Origin of the sequence: Flavobacterium daejeonense DSM 17708, assembly GCF_000425425.1 — a bacterium.
In the GTDB taxonomy this organism is placed as follows: Bacteria; Bacteroidota; Bacteroidia; order Flavobacteriales; family Flavobacteriaceae; genus Flavobacterium; species Flavobacterium daejeonense.
Genome location: NZ_AUDK01000010.1, coordinates 93,324 through 113,502 on the forward strand (window position 1 = coordinate 93,324; position 20,179 = coordinate 113,502).

Genomic DNA, 20,179 nt, shown 5'->3' on the forward strand with positions numbered 1-20,179 from the left:
TTATTTCTCCTTCTAATTATATTGAGTCAACCTCTATCTTGTTTGGCTCAGAATTATTCATTGAAAGATTTTATAGTTTGTCCAATACCAAAAATGGATAGTAAAGAATGGTATGAATTTAATCATGCATCAGATAAAGAGTTTGTTTTTACTTTGAAAAATGGAAAAATTCAAGTGGAAAAATACAAATACAATCCTAATGTGATTTTAGATATTCCTATTGGAAAATTGATAGGAATTAATAGAGGTGAGTTTGGAGGAGGTCTGTATTTTAAACCTAAAGATTCTACTCAACAATTTTTTGTTAATGGAAAAAACATCAATGAAATTCGTCCCCGATTTTTTGGAGGTTTAATGATGTTAGATAAAGATCCATTAACTAAAATGTTAAAAGATTCTAAGCTTATCCAAAGTGGAAATGCAAATTTTGTTTTTAAATTTAATGATTCCATTTGTTTTATGGGAGGAGTTGCACATATGGGAACTAATTATGGTAGTCTCTTCAAACTTAAAAGTATTCATAATTCATTTTCAATTTCAAAAGGAATAAAACTGGGAGATTCACCTTCTGCAATGAATATTCATAAAGGTGTTTTATATATAGCTGGTCATAAAGGGTTTTATACAATTGATAAAAATTGGCAAGTAAAGACCGTTTTTGATGATTTATTTTGGGACGGTTTGTATCCAACTTCTGTAGTTGTTCTTGATAGAAAAAATGTATTTGTTACAATTAGAGGTGGTTATGTGAAAATTAATCTTGAAAATAAAAAAATGACATTGTATAAAGCGAAATAATTTTAAAAGATTAGTAATTGTAAATTTAAAAGGACTAAATAAAAAATGGACTAAAGTATCCCTTAGTCCATTTTTTTATTATTCAAAAATGAGGTTAATCAATCGCTCTTTTTGTAATATCACCAAAAGCATCAATTCTTCGGTCTCTGAAGAAAGGCCAGTTTTGACGTACATTTTCCTGTAAATCTAAATCTACTTCAGCGATTAGGATTTCTTCTTTATCATGAGAAGCCTGTGCTAAAATTTCTCCCTGCGGTCCGCAAATAAAAGAAGCTCCCCAGAATTCAATTCCGGCAGTATCCGGTAAATATTTTTCCAGACCAATTCGGTTAGCTGCAGCTACATAAACACCGTTAGCTACCGCGTGACCTTTCATTACATTCATCCATGCACCATATTGGTTGGCACCGTATTGCTCTTTTTCTTGAGGATGCCATCCAATAGCAGTTGGGTAAAACAATACCTCAGAACCTTTAAGTGCTGTTAAACGAGCTGCTTCCGGATACCATTGATCCCAACAAATTAAAGTTCCAATGTTTCCTTTTTTAGTAGGATTGTTTTTGAAACCTAAATCGCCCGGAGTGAAATAGAATTTTTCGTAAAATGCCGGATCATCCGGAATGTGCATCTTGCGGTACAATCCTGCCTCTGTTCCATCAGTATCTATAATGTAAGCACTGTTGTGATAGATGCCAGCCATTCTTTTTTCGAAGAAAGGCACGATAATTACCACGCCTAATTCTTTAGCCAATTCGCTAAAAGCGATAAAAGAAGTACTGTATAATGGTTCAGCCAAAGCAAAATTATTTACATCTTCACTTTGACAAAAATAATGACTGCTATATAATTCAGGAAGGGAAATAACCTCAGCGCCTTGTGCAACGGCATCTCTTACCCAACTAATACATTTTTTAAGATTGTTTTCGGCTACATCATTCAGGTTTAACTGAATAACCGCTATTTTGTATTTTTTATTTGGCATTGCTAAAAATTTTAGACTGCAAAAATAGGTATTTTTATGAAGAGTAAGAATATTGGGATTTAGAAAAGTGATAAGTTACAAAATTGTAGTTATTACATTTATCTTACATAAATGTGGATTAAATCAATTTTATATTTATTTTTGTCAGAAAATTATTTTTTTAATTTATGGTGAAAATTTTACGTCTACTATATTCCTGTTTTTTTCTTGTTTTCTTTGTTTTTTGGAACTTTAATCAAGCTAATGCTAAACCTGTAATTTTTGGGGATGAAAGAATGGTAGCTGCTTCTGTTGTTGATTTTACTTTTAATAATGACAACAGTTGCTCGGGAACACCAATCACTTTTGTTCCTCAAGTAAGCGGAGATGCACCTTTTACTTATGAGTGGGATTTTGGTGATGGAACTACTTCTACTAATAGTAATCCTACGCATACTTTTACTGCCTTAGGTTGTGGTACTCAAACTTTCTCCGTAAAATTAACGGTGAAAGACAGAAACGGTATTTCGACTACTTCTGTTCCTAAAATTGTTACTGTAAAACAGAAACCAGATTTAAAGTTTGTCAATCCAGATGCTGATAATACTTCAGTTTTTGAACGTTGCGGTGATAATAATACGAATTTAACGTATACCATTAGAGTAGGTAATGCTTCTGCTTCGGTCTCCTGTATTAGTTCGTACAATATAGATTGGGGTGATGGAAGCACTGAAACGAATGTTAGTTTTCCTATGACACATACCTACCAACGTTTAGGTTCTTTTAATATGGTTATTACTGCCGTAGGAAGTGCAGGTTGTAATAATAGTATTTCGTACATCGTAAAAAATTCAAACAATCCTGTAGGAGCTTTGATTGCTCCGGGGAATACGACCAACTTTTGTATTCCTGTGGCTCCAATGAATTTTGCCATTGGTTCCTGGGCATTAAATCCTTCAGATACACGATATACTGTGAATTTTGGTGATGGTACAATTGAAAATTATACACAATCGCAATTAGAAAGTTCAGCATATTATAATGCTTCAAATCCTTCTGCTTCACAGGGATTTCTTATTCCGCATACTTTTACGCGATTTAATTGTCCGGGTGGAAGTACGGTAACTTTGACTATTAGTAATTCTTGTGGAAGTACGAGTTTATCTGCCGGGCCTATCATTATTTTGGATAAACCTACTGTAAGTTTTAATTCGCCAAGTATAGCCTGTGTGAATTCGTCAGTTTATTTTAGTAATACCACTGTTGCCGGATTTAAAAATGATTGTAGTACAGTGGGAGTATATACCTGGGATTTTGGTGATGGAACACCCGTATTTAATCAGGTTAATCCAAGTCATGTTTATACTTCACCAGGGTCATATACCATTAAACTAAATGCTGTAACGCCTTGTGGTGTGGGGGTAGAATATAGAAGAGATATTTGTGTGGAACCTGTTTTACAACCCAATTTTACTTATACAAAAGCTTGTGTCAATTCGAATACTCAGATTAGCAATACAACCGACACGAGATTTGCCTGTGGTAATCAGAGTTACTATTGGTCAATTACGTCTTATTATGATCCGTATTGTGAAAATGAAAGAGGGAATTGGTATTTTACTGCCGGAACAGGTTCTACTTCAAAAGACCCTGTGATTAATTTTACGATTTCGGGAACATATTACCTGCGTTTAAGAACTATAAATTCTTGTGGTATCGAACGGGAGATTACTAAAATGATTGAAGTCAAAAAGCCTCCGATTATTTCTTTAGATCCTATTTCTAATTATTGTAATTCTGCTACGATAAATCCGGTTGGAAAAATAATAGAAAATTGTGCACCAGGTTCTGAACTAACTTATTCTTGGTCTTTTCCGGGAGGAACACCTTCAACTTCTAACTCCTTAAATCCCGGACCAATTAACTATACAAGGAGCGGAAATTATACGGCTACTTTTAGTGTAACTAACAGCTGTGGTACAGTTTCAGCGGTACAAACATTTTCAGTAAATACAGTTCTTTCTCCAATCATTTCGCCCAAAACAGCTCAAATATGCAGCGGAAGTTCTTTTACTGTTATTCCTTCTACAGGAGGTGGAGATAATGTACCGTCCGGAACTACATACACATGGTCAACACCAACAGTTTCGCCTGCCGGAGCAATAAGTGGTGCATTTGCACAATCTTTGCCTCAAACGAAAATCAGTCAAATATTAACTAATCTTACCTCAAATAGAGCTACTGTTACTTATACAGTTTCACCAATAGCGGGCAGTTGTCCCGGGGCTAATTTTACTGTAACCGTTACCGTAGATCCATTAATTAATACCAATCCTATTATTAAAAACACCAGTTGTTTAGGTGCTAATGATGGAAGTATCAACATTACAGTAAGAGGAGGAATTCCATTTTCAACCGGAGCGCCATATCAATTTAGCTGGGCTGGGCCAGACGGATTTAGCAGTACTGATGAGGATATTTCAAATTTAGTTGCAGGAAGTTATACTTTGAAAATTACTGATAATGGGAATTGTCCATTTGTAGCTACTTATCAGGTAAATCAACCGGCTAAATTTGCTTTTTCTGGATTTAAAACAGATATTTCCTGTCATGATTTGAATGACGGACAAATTAATTTAAATGTAAACGGAGGTACAGCTCCTTATACTTATGTTTGGACTAAAAATGGGAATCCGTTTACGGGAACTAATAATCTTCAAAATTTATCTGAAGGTGTTTATCGTGTAACTATTACTGAAATTAATAATTGTGAGATACTCGAAGGAGATTATACAATAATAAATCCGCCAGTTCTTGATGTTACTTTGGCAAATCAAACCAACATACTTTGTTATGGTTATGCTACAGGAGAAATTAATGTAGATGTAACAGGAGGACGTGCTACACAAACAAGTCCTGGTGTTTTTAATTACAATTATTCTTGGACTGGGCCAAATGGTTTTACAAGTTCAAATAAAAATTTACGAAATCTTTATGCAGGAATTTATCATTTGAGAGTAACAGACAATTCAGGATGTACAGATGACTTAGAGGTTGTGTTGACTCAGAATCCCGAAATTAAATTAGAATATACCAAAACCGAAATTGCCTGTTATAATTATAGCGATGCTTCAATTACGATTACCAACATTAGTGGAGGTGTCCCTTTTGCAACAGGAGAACCTTATATTATCAAATGGAGTAATTTAGGTTCAGGAAGAGTCCAAAATAATTTGTCGGCAGGAACTTATATTATTACTATTGAAGATGCTCTGGGCTGTCCTAAAGTATTCCCAATTACTATTGACAATGTTCCAGAGTTTTCAATTAGTCCTGATGTAAAAGATGTAAGCTGTTATGGTGAAAAAAATGGTCATATCCGATTGAATTTAGTAGGAGGAGTTGCTCCGGTAAGCTTAGTTTGGAATGATGGTTCGACTGCAGGAACGGAGCGAAATAATTTGGAACCAGGGAAGTATTCGGTAAAAATTACAGATAAAAAAAATTGTACCATTCAGGAGGAATTTATTATTAATGAGCCTTTACCAATTGAGTTAAACGCTGATGTTTCTAATCCGTTGAGTTGTTACGATGTGAATACGGGAGCTATTAATCTCGTAGTAACAGGGGGAACACCGCCTTTTACCTATGTGTGGTCTAATGGGGCTAATACAGAAGATTTAGCCAATTTGCCTCCGGATAATTATATCGTAAACGTGACAGATGCTAATGGTTGTAAAGCAACTAATTCCTGGAAAATTATTCGTTTTGAGCAATTGACTCCTACAGTTGAAACTATTACTGATTTTGATTGTGATACTAAATATGTTAAACAAACATTCGTAGGACATGTTAAGGGAGGAATTCCGCCTTATACCTTAAGTTGGTCAGACGGAGTGGTTAGTGGTAGTAATAACCAAATTATGAATACAAACAACAACGGTTTAATTGTATTTAGTGTAAAAGACAGTTTTGGTTGTGAAGCTAGTATCCCTTTTAATGTGAATACTCCCTTTTTAGGAGAAGCTAATTTTAATTATGCTTCTTATGGTCACGATGTGTATAATTTATATTCGATTTTCGATCCTATTTTGTTTACCAATTTAGCTACAGGTGATTTTACCAACATTTCATGGGATTTTGGTGATGGCAATTTTTCAGATGAAGAAAATCCATTGCATATTTATACCAGAGTGGGAACTTATACCGTAAAGCAAACCGTTACTTATCCTTTTGGTTGTCAATACGTGTATTCCACAACGATTAAAATTGAAAAAGGCTACAGCGTAGAAATGCCAAATGCATTTACACCTAATAACGATGGTACTAATGACAGTTTTGCTCCGGTATTCTTAGGTTTTATTGAAGTTAACCTATATATTTATGATACTTGGGGAAGTTTAATATACACTGAAAAAGGAGAAAATATCAAAGGATGGAATGGAAAAGTGAAAGGTTTAGACGCTGAAAACGGAAATTATTATTACAAAATGATTGGTAAGACTTTTTACAAACATGATGTTGTTCTGGAAGGCGCTTTAACATTAATCAAATAAAAGAAGTACATAACTAATGAGAATTAAATTAATTATTATCCTGATTTCGTGTTTCTTTTATTCGAATGTTAAAGCACAAGATCCTATTTTTACCCAATATTTTTTAGTGCCGGAAACCTTAAATCCTGGTTTTACCGGCTTTATGGAAACCACTTATACCGGAATTATTCATAGAGAACAATGGCCGGATTTGAATTTGAAAATCGCTACCGATTATGCTTTTTTAAATACATGGAGTGAAGATATGAATTCCGGACTAGGTGTTAGTTTTTTAAATCAAAGAGAAAATGTAACCAATTATAATTTTTCGCAACTGAATGCTAATTATGCTTATCAGGTACGAGTGAGTGATGAATGGGATTTCAGACCTGCTATAGAAGTAGGCTTTGGATATAAGTCTTTTGCTTTTCGAAATTTATTATTGGAAGACCAAATTAATATTCGAACCGGAATTAATAATGCTACCTCGATTGATCAGGCTTTACAAAATGACAAAGTAAGTTTTTTTGACATTGGAGCAGGGATGGTCTTCAATACCGAAGATTTATGGATTGGACTTTCGATGAAACATCTCAATAAACCCAATATTGCTTTTAACAAAGATGGAAATGTTCCTTTGAATACCTTTTTTTCATTGAGTACAGGATATGAATTTCTACTTGCCGATTATATTGATGTTCAGTTTTTTCCTTATGCCACAAAGATGTTTGTAACTGCCAATTATATGCAACAAGGGCGCTACAACCGATTGGATATTGGAAGTTCTATTTTGTTTGAGAAAATGTTTTTTGGAGTTACCGCTGTCACTAATCCGGCTAAAAACGGACTTGATAGTCATTTGTTAACATCTATTAATCTTTTTACAGGCCTGCAATACGATCACTTGCGTTTGGGCTTGTCTTATGATATGAATACCACTAAAATTGGTAGAACAGGAGGAGTGTATGAATTGTCGCTGACCTATCAGTTCAATTTGGATAAAAAATGTTTTGGCTGTCCTAATTATACAGGAAGATAAAAAAAAGCAAAGGCTGTTTTTTAAGAAACAGCCTTTTGTTTTTACTTTTATTCTGCGGTGACGGGATCGATGATTGTGGAAACTTTACTGATGGAATTGGCAGGAAATCCGCCTTGTTTGGCATGTTCAAGAATCATTTCCTCATTTGGTGCGTTGTAAACACAATAGATTTTGTTATCTGTTACATAACTGTGAACCCATTGAATTTCAGAACCCATTTTAAGCAATACTCCACAAGAGGTTTGTGAGATTGCTTTGAGCTGTTCAGGAGTTAATTTTCCGGCTTCCGGAATTTCTCTTTCAATAACATACTTAGGCATTGCTTTTAGATTTAGAATTAACGTACTGTTTTTTTTTGTTTTTGTGAAAGTACTAAGTTACAAAAAAATAAAGGCTGTTGTGTTGAAATAGGAGTTTAATGTGTTGTTTAATAGTTGATTAAATGTATTTTGTAAAATTATTTTTTTATAATTTTTTTGAAAAAATTTATTAGTCCCAAAACAACAAATCCAATAACAAGTCCTAAGGCAAATTCTCTGATGAAAGCTGGTAATTGTGGTGCTAAATGATGTAAATATTCGATGTTGTGAACAAAAATTCCTCCGGCAACCAGTATCAAAGCAATAGTTCCGATAACGCTTAGGGCTTTAATAACTTTCGGTAAAGCCTGTACGAGTATATTTCCCAGTGATTTTGTAAAACTTTGTTCTTTGGAACTCAATTGGATTAATTTTAAACCCGCTTCATCCATGCGGACAATCAAAGAAACAATTCCGTAAACCCCCACAGTGGCTAATAAAGAAATAATAGAAACCACTACTATTTGTTTCGATAAAGATTCTTCAATGACCGTTCCTAAAGCAATAATGACAATCTCGACCGATAGAATAAAATCAGTGATAATAGCCGATTTGATTTTGTCTTTTTCAATAGTTAAAATTTCTTCTTCGGTAAAAGTTTTATCAGTGATGGCTATTTTGTCGTGATGATGAGGAAAAAAGAATTCGTATATTTTTTCGGCACCTTCATAAGCCAGATAGAGTCCGCCCAAAACCAAAATGACAATAATTGCCATAGGAGAAAAGGCACTGAGTAAAAAGGCTATGGGAAGTATAATTATTTTGTTAAGAAGGGATCCTTTAGAAATTGCCCACAAAACAGGTAATTCTCTGGATGAAGCAAAACCGGAAGCTTTTTCGGCGTTTACCGCCAAATCATCTCCTAAAATTCCGGCAGTTTTCTTGGCTGCCACTTTACTCATTACGGCCACATCGTCCATAATAGCTGCAATATCATCTAATAATGCAAAAAATCCTGATGCCATTTAATAGTTGTTAGTTTATAGTTGTTAGTTGTTGGTGTAAAAGTATTAGATACTGTCAATTACACTTTCTAAAGCTCTTCTTGATTTAGGAGTTACTTCGATACGGTTAAAATCATCTTCCGCACCATAACCCACTGCCATAGCAAATAAAGGTTTGTAATCACTCATTTCTAAGATGTATTTGTATTTGTCGGATTCAATTCCTTCCATAGCAGTAGAATCCAATCCCAAAGCAATACTGGCAGTCAATCCTACACCCAGAGCAATATAAACTTGCTTTGCCAGCCAGATTTTCAATTCGGCTTCCGGAGTATTGGCTCTGATTTTATTGTACCAATCTCTTCGGGCAGCCGGTAATTCGGCGTCAATAACTTTTTGAAAAGCATCTAAATCATCTGCCACAGAAAAAACTACCAATAAATGCGCCTGATTGATTTTTTCGGTATTGTGCATCGAAACCGAAGCCAGTTTTGCTTTCATTTCCGGATTTTGTACAAAGGTAAATTTCCACGGTTGAATGTTGATAGAAGAAGGCGTAAGGCGCAAAATTTCTTTTAAATCTTCTATCTTATCCTGTGGAATTGCTTTGTCGGATTGGTAATGTTTGGCAGTATATCTTTTCTGAATTAATTCTAAAATATTCATGATGGTGTTTTTACGAATTGAATAGCAGCAAAGTTAAGCTAATTATTAGGAACTGGAAAGTGCTGAATTGTTGTAAAAACGTTTCGTTGGCACGCAGATGTTGCAGATTATAGCAGATGAAAATTTTAAGTTATACTTTCCCCAAAGGTCAATAAATTATTATCCGGATCGAGTAGGGCAAACTCTTTTTGTCCCCAGGGTTTGTTTTGCAAAGGAGCATTTGGATGAATGCTCACTTTTTTATCCAATAAAGATTGGTATAAACTTTCAATAGCATGAGTTCTTATATATACCTGACCGTAATTTTCTTTAGGATTCAGGTTTTTGAATTCAAAAAAATGAATTTCGATGTTGTCTTTTTTGAGTAAAAGATAGTCACCATAATCCCCAATTTGAGTAAAACCTAATTGGTCTATGTAATAACTTTTGGTTGTGGTCTTATTCCGCATAGGTAATTTAGGAATGATGGCTGTAAGCATAATTTTTAGTTTTTAGTAAAGGTAATTATTTTAAAAGTTTATTGTTTATCAATTTTAAAAAATACAGACTAAACCTTAATCAATTACCTCAATCTTGTCCTGCTAACGAAGAAAGCATCTCCTCAGGATTTAGACTGGTTGATATTATTTGCATACTGTTGCAGGCACGGAAAGCATTTTTGTGCTGTCTGGGGGGCATTCTATTTAGCAATTAAAACATTTAATATTTTCTGCTTTCATTTGTAAACAGTTTTAACGTTAACAGAATATTTAGGGGATGTCTATGGCGGCTGGTTAGGTTTTTTTTAAGTGCATAAAAGTATTTTTTGTTAATAAGTATACAAAAAATCCTTTTATATTAATTAAAAAAATATCTTTGTTTAAAATTTAAATAAAATGTTAGTACAATTTTCAATAAAAAACTTTAAAACATTTAAGGATAAAGTTACTCTAAGTATGGTTGCTTCTAATTATGATAAATCTGATTTAGAAGGTTCTAATGTTTTTGATATAGAAAATTATTCTCATAGATTATTGAAAAGTGCAGTAGTTTATGGAGCTAATGCAAGCGGCAAAACTAAATTTATTGATGCTTTAGCTTTTATGAGATGGTTTGTTATTAATTCTTCTACAAAAACACAAGAAGGGGATGAAATTAGTGTAGATAGTTTTAAATTAAGTACACAAACAGAAAATGCTCCTTCTGAATTTGAAGTTATTTTTTTAATTAATGAATGTCAATATAGATATGGTTTTGAAGCTGACAAAAATAGTATTAAGTCGGAATGGCTTTTTCAAAAGAAATTAACATTAAAACCCAAAGAGGTTGAGCTTTTTTATCGAGAAGGTTTAGAAATAGATTTTCATAAATCATTTCAAAAAATGAAAAGGGTTACGAAAGATGGCGATGACATTTTAAGAGATAATGCGCTTATTTTATCTCTGTCTAATCAATTTAAGGTAAAAGAGGCTAAAGAAATATCAAACTACTTTAGAAGAATTGGATTTTTATTAGGTAATGAGCCAGATCATTATGAAAGTTTTTCTTTAAATGAAATTTTTGAAAGTACAGAAATTGGTTTAAAAATAATAGAAACTATTAAACGATTTGATATTGGTATTTCAAATATTAATGTAAGAGAGGTTAAATCTTCTGATGGAATAAAATCTCCTAAAGAATTACTAGATAAAATAGATGAAATTATTAAAAAAAATAAAGATACTATTATTATTGAAACAGAATCTGTTCATAGAAAATATGATAATGATTATAATTATGTAGATAATGAAGTTTTTAATTTTTCAAATATGGAATCAGCAGGAACACAAAAACTTTTAGCTGTTTTAGGTCCTATTTATGATTCTTTAGTAAATGGGAATATTGTTTTTATTGATGAATTAGATTCTAGATTGCATCCAAATATTGTTTCACATTTGATAAAACTTTTTAATTCAAGTGAAACTAATCCTAAGAATGCTCAATTAATTTTTAACACCCATAATACGAATTTGTTAAATGAAAATTTATTTAGAAGAGATCAAGTTTGGTTTACTCAAAAAAATAGATATGGGGAAGGTAAATTATTTTCATTAGCAGAATTTAAAGTTAGGAAAGGGGAAAATTTTGAAGAAAGATATTTGGATGGTAGATATGGTGGAATTCCATTTTTAGAAAATATTTCCAATTTATTTAATTCTTAAATAGATTTTAAGCATGAAAATGAAAAACAAAAAATCTATAGAAGAATTAAGTAGAGAAAAACATAGAAAACAGCTTCAGGAAGCTAAAAGAAGAAAGAAAGAAGAACCAATTGTAGAAAGAACTTTTAATATAAGGGATGAAAAACCAAAACTGTTAATAACTTGTGAAGGAAAAAATACAGAAAAAGATTATTTCTGTAAATTCAAAATATCAAGCTTGGAATTAAAGGTTGTTGGTTTAGGTGATAATACGTTGTCTTTAGTTAATAAAACAATTGCTTTAAGAGACCAAAAAGAACCAGGATATTATGAAGAAGTGTGGTGTGTTTTTGATGCTGATCCGAAGCCAGATAACCCGAATCAATTGATGAATTTTGATCAAGCAATTTTTCTTGCGAATAAAAATAATATAAAAGTGGCTTATTCTCATCAAGCTTTTGAGTATTGGCTATTACTTCATTTTAATGATTATCAAGGAGAGCCAATGAATAGAAATCTTTATAAAAAGGCTTTAAATAAATTTTTGAAGCCATTTGGATTGAAGTATGATGATAATTCAGATAAAAGAGGTAAATCAATATCTAATGCTTTTTTTGATGTATTACTTTCATGTGAGAATGGTAAAAGAAGAATTTGTCATGCAATTGAAAGAGCAGAAAGAATTTTTAATAAATTAGAAAGTCATAAAAACCCAGCGATTAATGAATCTTCAACAACAGTTTTTTTATTGGTAAAACGAATATTAGGTATTGATAAAGATAATCCTTGTACAGAAATAAAGTTTTAAAAAATTAATTTATTGTTAAGTTCTAAAAAAAAAAACACCAATCGGTTAGGACTGGTGTTCTAATTATATTATTTCTTGTCAGTCATTGCGAGGAACGAAGCAATCTCACTAAGTTTTTAGCTACTAACCTTTAATAGTGAGATTACTTCGCTATCGCTCGTAATGACTATGGCTTACACTTCCGCTTTTTCGCTTTGATTTCTAAAAACCAATTGACCGTCAAAGGCATCTAAAAGAATGATACTGTCGGTTGTGATTGTACCAGCCAGAATTTCTTTAGACAACTGATTCAAGACTTCTCTTTGAATCACACGTTTTACGGGACGAGCACCAAACTGCGGGTCGAATCCTTTATCCGATAAATAGGCAATTGCTTCCGGTGTGGCATCCATCGTAATACCTTGTTGTGCCAGCATTTTAGTCACGCTTTTTAATTGTAAACCTACAATTTGAGCGATATTCGCATTGGTCAAAGGCGTAAACATCACAATTTCATCAATACGGTTAATGAATTCCGGACGAACGGTTTGTTTCAATAATCCCAATACTTCTGTTTTTGCAGCTTCGGTAGCGGCTTCGATGCCTCCTTTGAGATTCTCAAATTTCTCCTGAATAATCTGGCTTCCCATATTAGAAGTCATGATGATGATAGAGTTTTTAAAATCGGCCAAACGTCCTTTGTTGTCTGTCAAACGTCCTTCGTCCAAAACCTGCAACAGGATGTTAAAGGTGTCCGGATGGGCTTTTTCAATCTCATCCAACAAAATTACTGAATAAGGTTTTCTACGCACGGCTTCGGTCAATTGTCCACCTTCATCATAACCCACATAGCCCGGAGGCGCACCTACCAAACGGCTCACAGCGTGACGTTCCTGGTATTCGCTCATATCGATACGGGTCATGGCGTTTTCATCGTCAAACAGATATTCAGCCAGGGCTTTTGCTAATTCGGTTTTACCCACACCTGTGGTTCCAAGGAATAAGAAAGTACCAACCGGTTTTTTCAGATCTTGTAATCCGGCACGGCTACGGCGAACCGCATCACTCACGGCTTCGATAGCTTCTTCCTGACCTACCACACGACGGTGTAGTTCTTCTTCCAGATGCAGGAGTTTTTCTCTTTCTCCCTGCAACATTTTAACCACCGGAATCCCGGTCCATTTGGCTACCACTTCAGCAATGTCTTCTCGGTTTACTTCTTCTTTGATAAGCGAAGAACCATGTTGGTTTTCCTGTAATTCTTTCATCAAGGCATCCAATTGTTCCTGAGCTTCCTTGATTTTACCGTAACGGATTTCGGCAACCTTTCCGTAATCACCTTCACGCTCGGCACGCTCGGCTTCGTATTTTAGATTTTCAATTTGTGCTTTCTCTGCCTGAATGTTATCCACAATGTCTTTTTCTGATTTCCATTTGGCGAAAATCTTATTGCGTTCTTCTTTTAAATTGGCCAATTCCAAACCAAGAATTTTAAGTTTGGCTTCGTCTTTTTCACGTTTGATGGCTTCAATTTCGATTTCCAGCTGCATTACTTTTCGATCCAAAACATCCAGTTCTTCCGGTTTTGAATTGATTTCCATACGGATTTTGGAAGCTGCTTCGTCCATTAAATCGATGGCTTTGTCCGGTAAAAATCGGTTGGTAATGTAACGTTGCGATAATTCAACCGCCGCAATAATCGCTTCGTCTTTGATTTGTACCTGATGGTGTGTTTCGTATTTTTCTTTAATACCACGCAAAATCGAAATCGCACTTTCGGTATCGGGTTCATCAATCAGTACTTTTTGGAAACGTCTTTCAAGGGCTTTGTCTTTTTCGAAATATTTTTGGTATTCGTCCAAAGTAGTTGCCCCAATAGCGCGCAGTTCTCCACGCGCCAAAGCCGGTTTTAAAATATTAGCCGCATCCATAGCACCTTCGCCACCTCCGGCACCTACTAAGGTGTGAATTTCGTCAATGAATAAAACGATGTCACCTTCGGCTGATGTTACTTCTTTCACCACCGATTTCAAACGTTCTTCAAATTCTCCTTTGTATTTTGCGCCCGCAATCAAAGCTCCCATATCAAGCGAGTACACGATTTTTTCTTTTAGATTTTCAGGAACGTCACCGTCAACAATTCGGTGTGCCAAACCTTCGGCAATAGCTGTTTTACCCACTCCGGGTTCTCCCACCAGCATTGGATTGTTTTTGGTTCTACGGGTTAAAATTTGCAATACGCGTCGAATTTCTTCGTCACGACCAATAACCGGATCCAGTTTACCGCTTCTAGCCAATTCGTTCAGGTTTTTAGCGTATTTATTTAGTGAATTGTAAGTTTCCTCGGCAGAAGCAGAAGTTACTCTCTCTCCTTTACGTAATTCTTCAATGGCTGATTTTAGTCCTTTTTCGGTAACGCCCTGATCTTTTAAGATTTGGGCAACCTTAGATTTGGATGCAAAAATAGCCAGTATCAAATGTTCGATAGAAACATATTCATCGTTCATTTTTTGTGCAATAATTTCAGCTTCGGTTAAGGCTTTATTGGCTTCTCTGGAAAGCATAATATCACCTCCGGAAACTTTAGGAAAGTTTTGGATAGTACTATCTAAAACTTGCAGAAATAAAGGCACATTTACATTGAGTTTTTTCAAAATAAAAGGAGCCACATTTTCGTCTACTTCAAAAATAGCTTTGAAAATATGTTCGTTTTCAATTTGTTGTTGGCCATAGCGTTGTGCTAATTGTTGCGAATGCTGAATGGCTTCCTGCGATTTGATTGTAAATTTATTAATGTTCATATTGTTTTATTGATTTGGTTTAAACTTATTACTTACCTTTGCAAGCGTTGGGACAAATTATATTCCATATCAAATTTAAAGACAAAAAGACATAAAAACCATAATTTTTATCAGTTTTTAATGCCAAAAAGTCATAAAACAAGTCAAAATATGAATTTTTTTAAAAATATCTTCGGGAGTGATGAAACTCCGAAACAACAGGAATTTAAAATTAACTGGGAAAATCTAACCGATTTGAATCAGTTAGCTGAAATTATGTTTAACTCGAATGAGAAACCAGCGGTCATTTTTAAACACAGTACCCGATGCAGTATCAGTAGAATGGCTCTGAAGCAATTTGAAAATGAATTTGCTTTACAGGATAAAGTTACACCTTATTTTTTGGATTTATTAAACTATCGCGAAATTTCAAATGAAATTGCCAATCGTTTTCAGGTAGAACATCAGTCTCCGCAAATATTAGTGATTAAAGACGGAAAATCAGTTTACGATGCTTCGCATTCGGATATTGATGCTTCAGTTCTTGCAGAAGTAGTGTAATCAAATTAATAAAAATAAGAAGCCACGAATTCACGAATTAAAATATCATAATTCGTGAATTCGTGGCTTTTTATAAAATGCGTTTTCGTTTTAGAAAGCCTGATTCATTTTTTCTTTAATCTCATTCAAACAAAGGTTATTAATACTTCCTTCGTGTGTGTGTTTGGTTGCTTTTGGCGATTGGTAATTTCCGGCTTCAATTTGCAAAGCTACTTCTTTGTAAGCATCTCTAAATGGAATTCCGGCTGTAACCATTTCGTTCAAGGTATCAACGGTAAATAAATAATCGTATTTTTTATCCTCTAAAATATTTTCTTTAACCTTGATATCCGGAATGGAGAAAATAGCAATATCCAAACAGGCTTTTAAGTTTTGAATAGCAGGGAAAACACCTTCTTTTAAAAGTTGTAAATCTCTGTGGTAACCGCTTGGTAAGTTGTTGGTGATTAATGTTAACTCATAAGGTAATGCCTGAATTTTGTTGCATTTTCCACGAATTAATTCAAATACATCCGGATTTTTTTTGTGAGGCATGATGCTTGAACCCGTTGTTAAATTGGCTGGTAACCCAATAAAATCAAAGTTCTGACTCATGTATAAACATACGTCATAGGCAAATTTAGCAAGTGTTCCCGCGACACTCGCCATAGCAAAAGCAACTGTCTTCTCTGATTTTCCCCGACTCATTTGTGCCGCAACCGAATTGTATTTTAAGGCACTAAAACCCATTTCTTTTGTGGTAAAAGTACGGTCAATAGGGAAGGAGCTTCCGTATCCCGCAGCCGAGCCTAAAGGGTTTTGATCGACTACTTTTAAAGCCGCATTCAACATACTCATGTCGTCAATTAAGCTTTCAGCATAAGCCGAAAACCACATTCCGAAGGAACTTGGCATCGCTATTTGCAAATGCGTATAACCCGGCAATAATACGTTTTGGTATTTTTCAGCAGAAGCCATTAATAAATCAAAAAGTGCTTTGACCTGTTGTTTTAATTGCAGTACTTCTTCTTTTAAATACAGGTTCATATCCACTAAAACCTGATCATTACGGGAACGGGCAGTGTGGATTTTTTTTCCGGCATCACCTACTTTTTGCGTAAGCAAATATTCCACTTTGGAATGTACATCTTCAAATGAATCTTCGATGGTAAAATTTCCGGCTTTAATATCTTCCTGAATTTCTGCCAATGCGTCTAATAAATCTTCGCATTCCTGATTAGTAATTAAGCCAATTTTTGCAAGCATTTTTGCCTGCGCAATATTTCCAGTAACATCATGTTTTGCCAAAATCAAATCTAATTCTCTATCGTTTCCTACGGTGAATAAGTCGATTTGTTTATCAGTTGGTATTCCTTTTTCCCAAAGTTTCATAATTCTATGTTTTTGTTTCGCAAAGATTCTCAGAGAATACCCAGAGATTCGCAAAGTTATTTTTTAGCCCCGATAGCAGCGAAAATCCTTTTATTTTTTTCTTTAAAAAATAAAAGATTGCAGCGAATAGCGGGATTAGCTACTAAATATTTTTAAAGAAATCAGAAAGTATTTTGATATACAATTCGATTCCTTCTTCGATTTCGTTTGAGTAAATAAATTCGTCAGCCGAGTGAGAGCGCAAACTGTCACCAGGTCCTAATTTCAATGATTTACAGTATAAAACAGACTGATCAGAAAGTGTAGGGGAGCCGTAAGTGGTTCTTCCTAATGCAATTCCGGCCTGAACTAATCCGTGAGAAACAGGGATAGAAGAAGCATTTAAGTGCATCGAACGGGGATTGACTTCGGCATTTACATTTTTACGAACTGTGGCTAAAATTTCTTTGTTGTTGTAACAATCGTTTACCCGAATATCTACAACCAAATCACATTCAGAAGGCACTACATTGTGCTGTTTTCCGGCATTGATTTGGGTTACGGTCATTTTTACAGGACCTAAAACTTCCGATATTTTTTCGAATTGGTAGTTTTTGAACCATTCGATTGCTGCTAATGTATTATAAATTGGATTATCCGGATTGTTATGTGCTGCGTGGCTGGCAGTACCTTTTACTTTTATGTCTAAAACCAGTAAACCTTTTTCGGCTACGGCCAATTGCATTAAAGTAGGTTCGCCTACGATAGCGCATTCTAATTCCGGTAAGTGTTTTAAAACGCTGTTTAATCCGTTTTTACCACTGCTTTCTTCTTCGGCCGAAGCCACCATTACGATGTTGTAAGGCAAATTTTCACTGGTATAAAAATGGGTAAAAGTTGCTAACAGGGAAACTAAACAACCTCCGGCATCATTACTTCCCAAACCGTATAATTTTCCGTCTTCTACAATGGCTTTGAAAGGGTCATTAGTGTAAGCCTGATTGGGTCTTACCGTATCGTGATGGGAATTTAAAAGTAGTGTTGGTTTGTTTTCGTCAAAATTTTTATTGAATGCCCAAACATTGTTATTCTCTCTCTTGAAAGGTATTCCGTTTTGGTTAAACCAATTTTCTATTAAAAGCGCTGTTTGTTGCTCTTCACTGGAAAAGGAAGGCGTTTCAATCAGGCTCTTTAATAAATTAATTGCTTCTTGAGTAAGTGTTTCGATGTTTTTCATTTTTTGTTTTTTTTCCAATAAGTTGTTGGCTTTTTGGAGTTTTTTTTAGAAGTTTTTCTTCTAATTTTTTTTTAAACGGTATCACTTTGATTTACAATCAAATGATGTGGTTTACAGTTGAATGGTGGTGCAAACGGCGTCTGCATTTTTCAACATTCTATGATGTCCGATTTTAATTTTCTGAACTCCTTTTGACAAACTGTTAAAACAATTATCTAATTTAGGAATCATTCCGGAATGGATAGCCCCTTCGTTTTTTAATTTGGCATACAAAGGAGAGTCTATTTGTGCAATTACTGAAGAATCATCTTCGGCATCGTACAAAACGCCCGGTTTTTCGAAGCAATAATTTAGAGTTACTTCAAAAACTTCCGATAATCCGATAGCTAATTCACTGGCAATAGTATCGGCATTGGTGTTTAATAATTGTCCGTTTTTATCGTGTGTGATGGCACAAAACACAGGAGTAATATCTAATTCAATTAGTTTTTGTAATAAAGGTGTATTGATTTTTTTGACATCGCCCACAAATCCATAATCAATAGTAGGGTGATTTCTCTTTTCAGAAAGGATAAGATTTCCGTCAGCACCGGTAAACCCTACGGCATTTGTTTCGTTTGCCTGTAATTCGGCAACCACATTTTTATTGATTTGCCCCGCATAAATCATCACTGCAATATCCAGCATAGGTGCATCGGTAATTCTTCGACCGTCAACCATTTTTGGTGTTAAGCCTACGCTTTGTGCCATTTTAGTCGCTGATTTTCCTCCACCGTGAACTAATACTTTATAGCCTTCGATTTTAGAAAAATCAGAAAGAAATTGAGTCAGTTCTGTTGGATTGTCGATGATGTTTCCACCTATTTTGATTACTGTAAGTTGCTGTTTCATGATATAGGGTTATTGCTTGAAAAAGTATAAAAATAAAGCGTATTAAAAAAATCAATTTATTCGTTTACCTTCTTTTTAGAAATAGATTTTAATATTTTTTTTAATACTAATTGAGCCGAATAGGTTCTGTTATTTGCCTGTTGAATAACAATAGAATTTTCGCTGTCAATGACTTCGTCGGTTACAATTACATTTCTACGAACAGGTAAACAGTGCATGAATTTGGCATTATTAGTCAAAGCCATTTTTTCAGCAGTTACAGTCCAGTTGGTATCCGCATTAGTAATTTGTCCGTATTCAATATAGTTACTCCAGTTTTTGGCATAAATAAAATCGGCATTTTCAAAAGCTTTATTCTGATCGTATTCAATTTTAGAATCCTTAGTGATTTCCGGATTCAATTCGTAACCTTCCGGATGTGTGATTACAAAATCAGCGTTTTGTTTTTGCATCATTTCTACAAAAGAATTCGCAACCGCCTGTGGTAATGCTTTAGGGTGCGGAGCCCAGGTTAGAACCACTTTTGGTCTATGTGGGGTTTTGAATTCTTCCATGGTGATGGCATCTGCCAAAGATTGTAATGGGTGACCCGTGCAGCCTTCCATATTTACAACCGGTACTGTGGCGTATTTTAAAAAACCTGCCAAAACCATTTCGGCATTGTCTTTTTCTTTATCAATTAATCCGGCAAAAGCTCTGATGGCAATAATATCACAATATTGAGAGACTACTTCGGCAGCTTCTTTAATGTGTTCCGAAGCGCCCTGACTCATGATCGCACCGTCTTCAAATTCTAATGTCCATCCTTCGCTGGTAAAGTTCATTACCATCACATTCATACCTAAATTTAAGGCTGCTTTTTGTGTACTCAAACGGGTCCTTAAACTTGGATTGAAAAACAACATCCCTAATGTTTTGTTTTTTCCTAATTTCTTGTTCTTAAGTGGGTTTCTCTTGATTTTAAGAGCATCTTGAACCCATTCTGACAAATTATCTATGTCCTGAATTGAAATATAGTTCATCTTTTGAGTGTATTTGAATGCTAAATAACGAATTTGCTGTGCAAAGAAACGTGAATTATAGCGGATTATATGTTATCGTTTTTAAATCAA

The 20,179-nt window shown here is 34.5% G+C and carries 16 protein-coding genes; 6 read left to right on the forward strand and 10 right to left on the reverse strand.

The genetic code is table 11. From position 1 onward, the window contains the following. Positions 1-93 precede the first annotated feature (93 nt). Positions 94-798: a hypothetical protein gene (locus H599_RS0108725; RefSeq protein WP_026713779.1), complete on the forward strand. Its 705-nt coding sequence runs from the start codon at positions 94-96 to the stop codon at positions 796-798. A gap of 94 nt (positions 799-892) precedes the next feature. On the opposite strand, the gene H599_RS0108730 is transcribed toward H599_RS0108725, so the two are convergent. Then, the gene (locus H599_RS0108730; protein WP_026713780.1) at positions 893-1,780 is read right to left on the reverse strand and encodes a carbon-nitrogen hydrolase; all 888 of its coding nucleotides are present in this window, start codon (positions 1,778-1,780) and stop codon (positions 893-895) included. Positions 1,781-2,055: 275 nt separating this feature from the next. Between H599_RS0108730 and H599_RS21365 the strand changes: the two genes are divergently transcribed. Together H599_RS21365 and H599_RS0108740 are read left to right on the forward strand one after the other, a co-directional pair. Further along, a complete protein-coding gene (locus H599_RS21365) occupies positions 2,056-6,315 on the forward strand; it encodes a PKD domain-containing protein (protein ID WP_211253745.1) in 4,260 nt (1,419 codons plus the stop codon). A 16-nt stretch (positions 6,316-6,331) separates the two neighbouring features. Continuing rightward, a complete protein-coding gene (locus H599_RS0108740) occupies positions 6,332-7,333 on the forward strand; it encodes a PorP/SprF family type IX secretion system membrane protein (RefSeq protein WP_026713781.1) in 1,002 nt (333 codons plus the stop codon). Positions 7,334-7,380: 47 nt separating this feature from the next. On the opposite strand, the gene H599_RS0108745 is transcribed toward H599_RS0108740, so the two are convergent. The 4 genes from H599_RS0108745 to H599_RS0108760 all read right to left on the reverse strand — a co-directional run bounded on the left by H599_RS0108745 (position 7,381) and on the right by H599_RS0108760 (position 9,781). Next, on the reverse strand, positions 7,381-7,653 hold the full coding sequence (locus tag H599_RS0108745) for a DUF4242 domain-containing protein (RefSeq protein WP_026713782.1): 273 nt from the start codon (positions 7,651-7,653) through the stop codon (positions 7,381-7,383). 137 nt (positions 7,654-7,790) lie between these two features. Beyond that, positions 7,791-8,657 carry a DUF808 domain-containing protein gene (locus H599_RS0108750; protein WP_026713783.1) on the reverse strand — a complete coding sequence of 289 codons (867 nt, stop codon included), beginning with the start codon at positions 8,655-8,657 and terminating at the stop codon, positions 7,791-7,793. A gap of 45 nt (positions 8,658-8,702) precedes the next feature. After that, positions 8,703-9,302 (reverse strand): nitroreductase family protein, encoded by a 600-nt coding sequence (locus H599_RS0108755; protein WP_026713784.1) that lies wholly within the window; start codon positions 9,300-9,302, stop codon positions 8,703-8,705. Between the two features lie 125 nt (positions 9,303-9,427). Next, entirely contained in the window at positions 9,428-9,781 is a 354-nt protein-coding gene (locus tag H599_RS0108760) for a bleomycin resistance protein (protein WP_026713785.1), read from the reverse strand. A 396-nt stretch (positions 9,782-10,177) separates the two neighbouring features. Between H599_RS0108760 and H599_RS0108765 the strand changes: the two genes are divergently transcribed. Then, entirely contained in the window at positions 10,178-11,482 is a 1,305-nt protein-coding gene (locus tag H599_RS0108765) for an AAA family ATPase (protein WP_026713786.1), read from the forward strand. A gap of 13 nt (positions 11,483-11,495) precedes the next feature. Further along, a complete protein-coding gene (locus H599_RS19410; protein WP_051590690.1) occupies positions 11,496-12,269 on the forward strand; it encodes an RloB family protein in 774 nt (257 codons plus the stop codon). Between the two features lie 173 nt (positions 12,270-12,442). Here H599_RS19410 and clpB read toward each other — a convergent pair whose 3' ends face one another. Further along, positions 12,443-15,049, reverse strand: coding sequence for an ATP-dependent chaperone ClpB (gene clpB / locus H599_RS0108775; RefSeq protein WP_026713787.1), 2,607 nt, complete (start codon positions 15,047-15,049; stop codon positions 12,443-12,445). Positions 15,050-15,199: 150 nt separating this feature from the next. On the opposite strand from clpB, the gene ytxJ reads away from it, so the two are divergent. Then, positions 15,200-15,589, forward strand: a complete 390-nt coding sequence (ytxJ, locus tag H599_RS0108780; protein WP_026713788.1) for a bacillithiol system redox-active protein YtxJ — start codon at positions 15,200-15,202, stop codon at positions 15,587-15,589. A gap of 90 nt (positions 15,590-15,679) precedes the next feature. Here the strand turns inward: ytxJ and argH are convergent, their stop codons facing one another. The 4 genes from argH to H599_RS0108805 form a co-directional block, all read right to left on the reverse strand. Continuing rightward, complete coding sequence (gene argH, locus H599_RS0108785; RefSeq protein ID WP_026713789.1) at positions 15,680-16,960, reverse strand: argininosuccinate lyase; 1,281 nt, start codon at positions 16,958-16,960, stop codon at positions 15,680-15,682. 142 nt (positions 16,961-17,102) lie between these two features. Then, a complete protein-coding gene (locus H599_RS0108795) occupies positions 17,103-18,176 on the reverse strand; it encodes a M20 family metallo-hydrolase (RefSeq protein WP_026713790.1) in 1,074 nt (357 codons plus the stop codon). A gap of 111 nt (positions 18,177-18,287) precedes the next feature. Continuing rightward, a complete protein-coding gene (gene argB / locus H599_RS0108800; protein WP_026713791.1) occupies positions 18,288-19,067 on the reverse strand; it encodes an acetylglutamate kinase in 780 nt (259 codons plus the stop codon). A 56-nt stretch (positions 19,068-19,123) separates the two neighbouring features. Continuing rightward, entirely contained in the window at positions 19,124-20,089 is a 966-nt protein-coding gene (locus H599_RS0108805) for an N-acetylornithine carbamoyltransferase (protein ID WP_026713792.1), read from the reverse strand. Positions 20,090-20,179: the final 90 nt, after the last annotated feature.

Coding starts and splice junctions, on each gene's coding strand:
- ytxJ (WP_026713788.1), top strand. CDS start 15,200: ATGAATTTTTTTAAAAATATCTTCGGGAGTGATGAAACTCCGAAACAA.
- H599_RS0108805 (WP_026713792.1), bottom strand. CDS start 20,089: ATGAACTATATTTCAATTCAGGACATAGATAATTTGTCAGAATGGGTT.
- H599_RS0108765 (WP_026713786.1), top strand. CDS start 10,178: ATGTTAGTACAATTTTCAATAAAAAACTTTAAAACATTTAAGGATAAA.
- H599_RS0108755 (WP_026713784.1), bottom strand. CDS start 9,302: ATGAATATTTTAGAATTAATTCAGAAAAGATATACTGCCAAACATTAC.
- H599_RS21365 (WP_211253745.1), top strand. CDS start 2,056: ATGGTAGCTGCTTCTGTTGTTGATTTTACTTTTAATAATGACAACAGT.
- H599_RS0108740 (WP_026713781.1), top strand. CDS start 6,332: ATGAGAATTAAATTAATTATTATCCTGATTTCGTGTTTCTTTTATTCG.
- H599_RS0108760 (WP_026713785.1), bottom strand. CDS start 9,781: ATGCTTACAGCCATCATTCCTAAATTACCTATGCGGAATAAGACCACA.
- H599_RS0108730 (WP_026713780.1), bottom strand. CDS start 1,780: ATGCCAAATAAAAAATACAAAATAGCGGTTATTCAGTTAAACCTGAAT.
- H599_RS0108745 (WP_026713782.1), bottom strand. CDS start 7,653: ATGCCTAAGTATGTTATTGAAAGAGAAATTCCGGAAGCCGGAAAATTA.
- H599_RS19410 (WP_051590690.1), top strand. CDS start 11,496: ATGAAAATGAAAAACAAAAAATCTATAGAAGAATTAAGTAGAGAAAAA.
- argH (WP_026713789.1), bottom strand. CDS start 16,960: ATGAAACTTTGGGAAAAAGGAATACCAACTGATAAACAAATCGACTTA.
- H599_RS0108725 (WP_026713779.1), top strand. CDS start 94: ATGGATAGTAAAGAATGGTATGAATTTAATCATGCATCAGATAAAGAG.
- H599_RS0108750 (WP_026713783.1), bottom strand. CDS start 8,657: ATGGCATCAGGATTTTTTGCATTATTAGATGATATTGCAGCTATTATG.
- H599_RS0108795 (WP_026713790.1), bottom strand. CDS start 18,176: ATGAAAAACATCGAAACACTTACTCAAGAAGCAATTAATTTATTAAAG.
- clpB (WP_026713787.1), bottom strand. CDS start 15,049: ATGAACATTAATAAATTTACAATCAAATCGCAGGAAGCCATTCAGCAT.
- argB (WP_026713791.1), bottom strand. CDS start 19,067: ATGAAACAGCAACTTACAGTAATCAAAATAGGTGGAAACATCATCGAC.